Origin of the sequence: Halobellus salinus (assembly GCF_014646875.1) — an archaeon.
Lineage (GTDB): Archaea > Halobacteriota > Halobacteria > Halobacteriales > Haloferacaceae > Haloquadratum > Haloquadratum salinum.
Window position 1 is genome coordinate 89,731 of record NZ_BMOC01000013.1, and the last position, 7,893, is coordinate 97,623.

At 68.5% G+C, this 7,893-nt stretch carries 7 protein-coding genes; 2 read left to right on the forward strand and 5 right to left on the reverse strand.

Annotated features, from left to right (window positions below; genetic code table 11):
- Window positions 1-41 precede the first annotated feature (41 nt).
- From IEX72_RS10800 to mfnA, 5 genes are all read right to left on the reverse strand, one after another.
- Window positions 42-1,211: a restriction endonuclease gene (locus IEX72_RS10800; protein WP_188787400.1), complete on the reverse strand. Its 1,170-nt coding sequence runs from the start codon at window positions 1,209-1,211 to the stop codon at window positions 42-44.
- Window positions 1,208-3,010 carry a DUF7282 domain-containing protein gene (locus IEX72_RS10805; protein ID WP_188787401.1) on the reverse strand — a complete coding sequence of 601 codons (1,803 nt, stop codon included), beginning with the start codon at window positions 3,008-3,010 and terminating at the stop codon, window positions 1,208-1,210. The genes IEX72_RS10800 and IEX72_RS10805 overlap by 4 nt, the downstream gene beginning before the upstream one ends.
- 121 nt (window positions 3,011-3,131) lie before the next feature.
- Entirely contained in the window at window positions 3,132-3,473 is a 342-nt protein-coding gene (locus tag IEX72_RS10810; RefSeq protein ID WP_188787402.1) for a DUF7312 domain-containing protein, read from the reverse strand.
- A gap of 48 nt (window positions 3,474-3,521) precedes the next feature.
- On the reverse strand, window positions 3,522-5,288 hold the full coding sequence (pyk, locus tag IEX72_RS10815; protein WP_188787403.1) for a pyruvate kinase: 1,767 nt from the start codon (window positions 5,286-5,288) through the stop codon (window positions 3,522-3,524).
- 98 nt (window positions 5,289-5,386) lie between these two features.
- Window positions 5,387-6,475, reverse strand: coding sequence for a tyrosine decarboxylase MfnA (gene mfnA / locus IEX72_RS10820; protein ID WP_188787404.1), 1,089 nt, complete (start codon window positions 6,473-6,475; stop codon window positions 5,387-5,389).
- A gap of 200 nt (window positions 6,476-6,675) precedes the next feature.
- On the opposite strand from mfnA, the gene tnpA reads away from it, so the two are divergent.
- Both tnpA and IEX72_RS10830 read left to right on the forward strand, forming a co-directional pair.
- The gene (tnpA, locus tag IEX72_RS10825) at window positions 6,676-7,080 is read left to right on the forward strand and encodes an IS200/IS605 family transposase (protein WP_188787405.1); all 405 of its coding nucleotides are present in this window, start codon (window positions 6,676-6,678) and stop codon (window positions 7,078-7,080) included.
- Window positions 7,081-7,086: 6 nt separating this feature from the next.
- On the forward strand, window positions 7,087-7,893 hold an 807-nt coding region (locus IEX72_RS10830), incomplete at its 3' end, for an RNA-guided endonuclease InsQ/TnpB family protein (RefSeq protein WP_188787406.1).

Here is a 7,893-nt window from a genome sequence, read left to right on the forward strand (position 1 = left end):
AAAAACGCCAGTGGTCCGGAGCGTTCCCCTTCGGATCCCCGTCAGCCGTCGTCGATGGTCGCCTCGGGCGTCACGCCCCCGTCGCGGACGAACCGGACCTTCGCCTCATCGTCGAGGACGATGGTGACGCTCCCGGCGTCGTCGGGGACGGCAAACACCGTCCAGACCTCGCGGGTGTCGCCCGGCGCGAACAGCCCGGCGCTCGGAAAGCCCGTCACGCCGTCGAGCGGTTGGTGGCCGTACCGCGTCCCCGCGACGTCCGCCGCCAGCGCCGACTCCGCGAGCTGTACCGGGTCGTCGCCCCCGTTCGTCACGTTCATACTGACGACGAGGAACGTCTGGTCGGCCGGGGCGTCGTAGGTGGTCCCACCCACCGTCAGCGAGTCGGTCGCCCGCGCGTTCCACCGCACGTCCGCGGTGGCGTTCGCCCCGCCCGCGGTCGACACCGCCGAGACCTCCGGGCCGGCGTCGCCGCCGCCCGAGAGCGGTCCCCCGACGCCGAGCCCGACCGCGGGGCCTACTGTCGCGCCGAGTGTGAACGCCACGAGCAGCGTGACCGCGAGCAGGATGGCGGGGACCGGCCGGGTGGCGTACGCCCGACACCTCGCGACAATCCCTGAGCCGTCGGGTGACGACGACGAGGACGCAGGCTGGTCAGCCGGCGGCGACCCGCCCGACCCGGTTGTCGTGTCGGCGCTCTCATCGCCGACCGGCAGGAGTCCGTTGGTCGCGGCGCCGATGGCCGCGACCGACGGGAGCCCGCCCCTGATCGACGACGGGACTGGAACACCGAGGTCGCGGAGCTGACCGAGCGCCCCCCCGGAGCCGTCGGCCTCGGTGAACTGGGCCAGTACGTCGCCGAGATCACCCGCCTCGACGGTCTCTGCGAGCTTCGACCGGTCGAGAAGGTGGACACCCCGTTCCGAGGCCACCCGTTCTGCACCCTCGGCGAACGCCCCCTGTGTCGCCACCACGGCGACGTCGATTCCCTTCTTCCGGCAGAACGTCACGAAGGCCTTGACGTGGCGCTCGGTCACCGTCGATGTCGTGGTCGGAAAGGTGTAGATAACGCCGCGCTTCCCGTCCGGACGCGTTCCGGTCACGAAATACGTCTCGTCGGACCGCTCCCGGATCGAGGTGTCCCACCCACGGTCGTCCCACAGCGCCGCCAGAAACCCGACGAAATCCTCGGGATCGAGTTCGGGGATCACGACGACCCACCTCCGCGTGCGAGCAGCGCGGCCGCAGCGAGCAGCGCCGTAATGGCGACCGCCGGCGACAGCGGGATGGTTGACTGCGTCGCTCCCGACGACGACAACGGCGTCCGGGTTGCGACGGGGTACGGCGTGGCAGTCGGTGTCGCGGTCCGTGTGGCGGTATCGGTCGTGGCCGGCGCGTCGGTCGCGGCGGGCGTCTCCGTCGGCTCCGGCGGGAAGTTCACCACCGCGGTGTCGTTCACCACCGCGTCGCCCGTCGTGTACGCCGGCGACCCGGGGTTGTACGATCCCTCGTCACCGGCCCGGACGAGTTCAGCGCGGAGCCGCTGGGTCTCGAACAACGGGGTCCCGAGTTCGGCCGTTATCGCGGTGTGACGCCCGGGTTCGAGGTAGTCCGAGCGGCCGACGACCTCCCCACCCTCGTCGACCAGTCGGACGAATCCGCCCTCGGGGAGTTCCGCGCGGGTCACCTCGACGGTCGTCCCGTTCGCGGTCTGGTTCTGAAACCGGACGCCGGGGTCCGGAGCGACCAGGTGGACCGTCTGTCTGGTTTCGGGGACGTGGCCACGGACCCACAACGTGGCGTTCGTCCCGCGGGTGACGTCGCTGAGGTCCAGCGACGCATTGAAACGGCCGTCCTCGCGCACAGCCGCTGTCCGGATGAGGAGGAACGCGCCGGGGTCGGTCGACCGGAGTCGGACTTCGAGTTCGGTGGTGGGCGCGCGGTTCGTGTGCCCTTCGACAACGAACGTGTCGTTGTCCCACGGGTAGTGGGTGGCGTCGTCGGCCGGTGACACCGACGCCGACTGCCGCCGGAGGTCGAACGTGGTCGACGCGAGCGTGGTGTCCCCCTCGACGAACCCGCTTTCGGCGGTCAGCGACAGCGACGCCCGATACCGGTTCCGCGCGTCGATGTTCTCCAAGTCGACGCCGCTCGTGTTCCAGACGACGTAGAACTCGTCGTCAGCGAGGTTCGGAAGCAGTGTCACGTCGGCGGTGTCGGTGGCGACGTACTCGCGGGGCTGGGTGTTCGGTCCCGGCTCGGTCTGGGTGAAGTTCACCTTGAGGCCGTTCGCGGCGTCGCTACCGGTCAGATCCGAGGCGTTCAGCGCGGTTTCGAGCCCGCTCTCCTCGAACCGGACCACGGCGTAGTCGCCGCGGGCGACGGTGGTCCCCGACGTCGTCGCCGCCGAAAGCGGCCCCACGTCGGCGTCACCGTCCTCGCCGCCGCCGACGTACTCCGCGGGGGTGAACGCCCCCGGCGCGCGGTTCGACTCGGCGGCGTACTCTCCGCGGGGTTCGACGGTGAGCGTGCCGATGTCGTACTCCACCCCATCGATCTCCACCCGCAGCAGGTACTCCGCGGGGTTCATCGGCTCGTCGAGCGGGTCAGAGTGTAGGGTTACGCTCCCGCCCTCAACGAACTCGGTGGGGTCCGCAGCGGTGGTTCGGCGGGTGTCGAGCACGATCTCGGTGGTGCCGCTGCCGCCCACCGAGACGGTGACGTTGAACCCGTTGTCGTCGCTACCGATCGTCACGTTCGCGGGATCGGAGTGGCTGACCGCGACCGTCACCTCGTCGCCCCGTGTGACCGTCAGGTTCTCCGGGAACGACGCGGAGGCGTCGTCGGTCTGGGCGCGGACGCCGTCCCCGGCGCCCGCACCGCCGTCGAGGTCGGCCGCGGCTCCCGCGTGGTTCGATCCCGACTCGCCGAGCGCCGAGACGGGCGCGACGCCACCCACCAGCACCGAAAGGGTCACACCGAACGCGAGAAACAAAGGCACGTATGACATCGTGGATACCGTCAGTACCCGTTGCTACCGGACAGCTCTTATAAAACGCTACGGTCGAAACATCAGACGTGATAATCGACACCCGCCGGAGCGGGCAGGGGGATGCCGCCGCCGAGCCGCCTCAGAGGAGTCCGGGGACGAGCACTGTTCCGAGAAGCGCCACGGTTCCCAACGCCCCGAGGAGCACGAACACCGCATTCTCCGCCCGGAGCGGCTCGGGTTCGATCGGCTCGGGCTCCCGAAGCGCCCCGGGGTCCGCAACCGAGCGGCCCGCGCTGTCGGCGTCGTCCACTCCGGCTCCAGCGCTGTCGACGTCGTCCACTCCGGCTCCGGCGCTGTCGACGTCGTCCACTCCGGTTCCGGCGCTGTCGGCGTCGCCGTCGGGCGGGTTGGCGAGACGCGGCGTCGCCCGGCTCTCGCCTGCGTCGCCGTCTGGATCGCTCGATGGGTCCGGTTCAGCCATCATACCCACTACTGTCGCCATCGAAAAAGTCCTGCCGGCTCCGTGGTCCTACCACTCCGCGGGTTCGCGCCGCCGGTGTCTGATCAGGTCGCCCTCGTAGACAACGCCGCGCTCGGCGTGGAGCGTCACGGTCTCTGCCGACGACACCCGATCCAGGATGGGGGCCCCCGAGATCATCGGGATGTCGAGTTCGCGGGCGACGATGGCGGGGTAACCGGTCATACCCGGCCGGGCGTCGACGATCCCCGCGAGTTTGGTCGCGTCGCCGACGAACTCACCGTCGAAGGTCGCCGACAGCGACAGGATCGCGCCCGCCGGGGCGTCCGAGAGGTCGCCGTCATCGGAGACGACGAGCGGACCGGCGACCCGGCCGCCAACGACCTTCCGCCCCGTCGCGACCGCCTCGGCGGCGACGTGAAGCTTCAACATATTCGTGGTGTTTGTCTCCTCTAGTTCGGTCATCATGCCCGAGAGGACAACGAGCGTGTCCCCGGACGCGGCGACGCCGGCGTCGAGTGCGGCGTCGACCGCGTCTTCCATCATCCGGTCGATGTCCTCGCGGTACGCCGAGTATTTCGGGGTGATCCCCCACGACAGCGCGAGTTGGCGCCGGACGCGGTCGTCCGGAGTGGTCGCCACCACCGGCACGCCGGGGCGGAACTTCGCGGTCTTCCGCGCGGTGTACCCCGACTCCGACGCCGCGACGATGGCGCTCGCGCCGACGTCTCGCGCCAGATACCGGGCCGACCGGGCGAGCGCCTCGGTCCGGGACTCCTCGTCGGCGGTCGGGATCCGAGCCTCCCTGTTCTCGTCGGACTCGGCGCTGGCCTCGATCTGCCGGACGATCCGGTCCATAGTCTCAACCACCCTGACAGGGTCGTCGCCGATCGCGGTCTCGCCCGACAGCATCACTGCGTCGGTGCCGTCGAGGACCGCGTTCGCGACATCGGAAGCCTCCGCTCGGGTGGGGCGCCGCGCCGAGACCATGGAGTCCAACATCTCTGTGGCGGTGATGACCGGCGTCCCGGTGGCGTGACACTTTCGGATGATCCGCTTTTGGATGATCGGGACGTCTTCCAACGGCATCTCGACTCCCAGGTCGCCGCGGGCCACCATCACCCCGTAGGCGGCCTCGATGATCTCGTCTAAGTTCTCGACTGCGCCCGCCCGCTCGATCTTCGCGATGACCGGGATGTCCGCCCCATTGTCGTCTAAGGCGTCGCTGATTGTGTAGACGTCGGCCGCCGACCGGACGAACGACGCCGCCACGAAGTCGGCCTCGGTCTCGGCCGCCAGCGCCAGTTCCCGCTGGTCGCGCTCGGTGATGAGGTCGACTGCGAGGTCGACCCCCGGCAGGTTCACGCCCTTCCGGCCACCGAGTTCACCGCCGGAGTCGATCCGCCCGACCACCGTGTCGCCGTCGACCCGCCGGACGGTGGCCTCGATCCGCCCGTCATCCAGCAGGATCCGATCACCGGGGGCGGCCGCAGCAACGGAGTACGACAACCCCACCGTTTCGGGCGTCGCATTGTCGCCCGCCACGAACCGGACCTCGCTGCCGGTCTCCAGCCGGATCGGCTCCGACACCGGCGCGGTCCTGACCTCCGGGCCCTGGAGGTCCACCATGGCTGCGAGCGGTTCCTCGGTCGTCCCGTCGACCGTTCGGATCCGGTCGATCACCGCCCGCCGGTCCGCCGGCGTCCCGTGGCTGGCATTGAGCCGCGCGACGCTCATTCCCGCGTCTGCGAGCGCCCGAATCGTGGACTCGTCGTCCGACGCGGGGCCGAGCGTACAGACGATCTTCGCTCTGCGCATACCCCGCCATACTCGGGACCGAGTTAAAAAGTCGCGGATCGGACGGGTGGCGCCCGACGCCACCGCCCCATCGAGTCACGCCTGCGAGTCGACGCCGACTACCGTACCTCGTCGAGGTCACCCAGGAACGCTCGGAGTATCTTCCGGGTGACGTGCGGCATCACCACCACCCGGGCGAGTCCGCAGCCGGTCCGGGAGAGCCGCCACCCGCGCTCGCGGAGCGACTCGACTACGCCCCCGCCGAGGTCGGCCACGACGGTCGGAAGCTCGACATCGGCCACCCGCTGTCCGCGGTCCCGGAGTTCGCCGGCGAGCCACCGCGCGACCCCGTCGGCGCGCTCGTACTCGTCGCGGTAGCCGTCGGGCCACAGCGCGTCGATCGCGGCAACGGTGCTCGCGACGCCCGCACCGCTTCTGGTACCCGCGAGCGACGCCTGCGACCGCGACTCCAAGTAGGGCGTGTCGACCGCGAGGACGTCCATACCGGCGGCGTCGCGGAACAGCAACCCGCCCGCGGGGATCACCGCCCGGCCGCACTTGTGGGGATCGATCGTCAGCGAGTCGATCGGGGCGTCCGCAAAGCCCCACGCGTGGTCGGTGAACGGGAGCAGGAACCCGCCCCACGCGGCGTCGACATGACAGTACGCCCCGGCGTCGTGTGCGATGTCGGCGATCTCGGGGATCGGGTCGACCCGGCCGTACTCGGTGCTCCCAGCCACGCCGACTACGAGCGCCGTCCGGTCGTCGACCGCGGCCGCAACCGCGTCGGTGTCGGCCCGGTGGTCGGCGTCGGTGGAGACTGTCCGGAGTTCCACGCCGAGGACGTCGGCGGCCTTCGTGAACGAGAAGTGGGCGCTCTCGGGGACGACGAGGTTCGCGCCGTCGACGTTCCGGCGGTCCCGCGCGGCTCGGACCGCCTGGAGGTTTGCCTCTGTGCCGCCGCCGGTGACGTAGCCGTGTGGGGGCTCCTCGGCGCCCTCGCCCGCCCCGCTCGCGGTAGCGAGTCCGGTTATCGCTCCGAGCGCGGCCACCGCGCGGGCTTCGAGGTCGGCGACTTCGGCGTAAGTCGCGGGATCACCGGGGTTCGTCGCCAGGAAGCGTTCCGCGGCCGCACGCGCGGCTGGGTGCGGGTCGGTGCACATCGACGAGAGCACGCGGTCGAACGCCTGCGGAGCCGCCTGCTGCATACCACTCATACCCCGGGACCGGGTTTAGCTGTACCGAGGCGCTAAGCCCCCTTCCTCACCGAGCCCCGACCGAATGGGAGGCGCGAGCAGGCAGGGGATACACCGCCGCACGGTTCTCATACACTCTACGGTTGCAGGCCCACAGCCCCACGCAATCGTAACGTTTTTTCAGTAGGGTAGCATCGTATTGAACAAACCCAATGGAATATGACCTCGACTCGGGAGCGCACTCGACGTATTCCCTGCACTACCACCTGATACTCACCACGAAGTATCGGCGCGGAGTGCTAACCGAGGAGCGAACCCAATTCATTCACGAGGTCATCAGTGGGTTCACCGACAACTACGGTGTCGAACTGACGAACCTCGACGGCGAGGACGACCACGTTCACATCCTGTTCCGAGCGAAACCAACCACAGGCCTCGTGAAGTTCATCAACACGGTCAAGGGCGCGACCGCCCGCCGTATCCGCAACGAGTACGCGGACGAACTGAAGACCGAACCGTGGGGCGATTCGTTCTGGAACGACTCGTACTGTCTCATCTCGACGGGGCAGGTATCGCTGGATGTGCTGAAACAGTACGTCGAGAACCAACGCGAGTAGAGAGCCATGTACTACGCCTACAAGTACCGTCTCAAGCCGTCCGACGCCCACCGTGAGGAGTTGGACCGCCACCGAGACATTTGTAGGCAACTCTACAACCACACGCTCTACCGCCTCAACGAGTACCAAGACGAACACGGCGAACTGCCGTCCATAACCACCCTGCGGTCGGAACTGCCCAACCTCAAAACGTGGTGGGACGGCCTCACGGACGTGTACTCGAAGGTTCTCCAAACCGTCGTAGAACGCCTGTTCGACAATCTCAAAGGACTATCGGCGCTCAAGCAGAACGGCTACGGCGTCGGTCAACTCAAGTGGAAGCCGCCACGAGAGTTCCGCAGTTTCACGTACAGTCAGTCTGGCTTCAAGCTCGACAAGAAGGGCGGTCAGACTGTGCTGTCACTCTCGAAACTCGCGGACATACCGATTCGGCTTCACCGCGCCATTCCCGACGACGCCACGGTCAAGCAGGTCACGGTCAAGAAGGAACCGACGGGCGAGTGGTTCGCCACCTTCGGCGTCCAAATGGACCGTGAACCGCCCGAACCGCCTGAGAATCCCGAGAAGTGCGTCGGTATCGACGTGGGGATTCTCAAGTACGCCCACGACACCGACGGCACGGCGGTCGGGTCGCTTGACCTCGCGGACGAACGGGAGCGACTGGAGCGCGAGCAACGGAAGCTCTCGCGGAAGCAACACGGGTCGAACAACTACGAGGAGCAACGGCGGCGAGTTGCGGAGTGTTATGGCGACCTCCGTCGGAAGCGCCGCGACTTCTTGCATAAGCTCTCGAAGTACTACGCTCGGGAGTAC

Excerpts from the sequence above, each read along its gene's own strand:
- IEX72_RS10805 (WP_188787401.1), bottom strand. The coding sequence starts at position 3,010 with ATGTCATACGTGCCTTTGTTTCTCGCGTTCGGTGTGACCCTTTCGGTG.
- tnpA (WP_188787405.1), top strand. The coding sequence starts at position 6,676 with ATGGAATATGACCTCGACTCGGGAGCGCACTCGACGTATTCCCTGCAC.
- IEX72_RS10810 (WP_188787402.1), bottom strand. The coding sequence starts at position 3,473 with ATGGCTGAACCGGACCCATCGAGCGATCCAGACGGCGACGCAGGCGAG.
- mfnA (WP_188787404.1), bottom strand. The coding sequence starts at position 6,475 with ATGCAGCAGGCGGCTCCGCAGGCGTTCGACCGCGTGCTCTCGTCGATG.
- pyk (WP_188787403.1), bottom strand. The coding sequence starts at position 5,288 with ATGCGCAGAGCGAAGATCGTCTGTACGCTCGGCCCCGCGTCGGACGAC.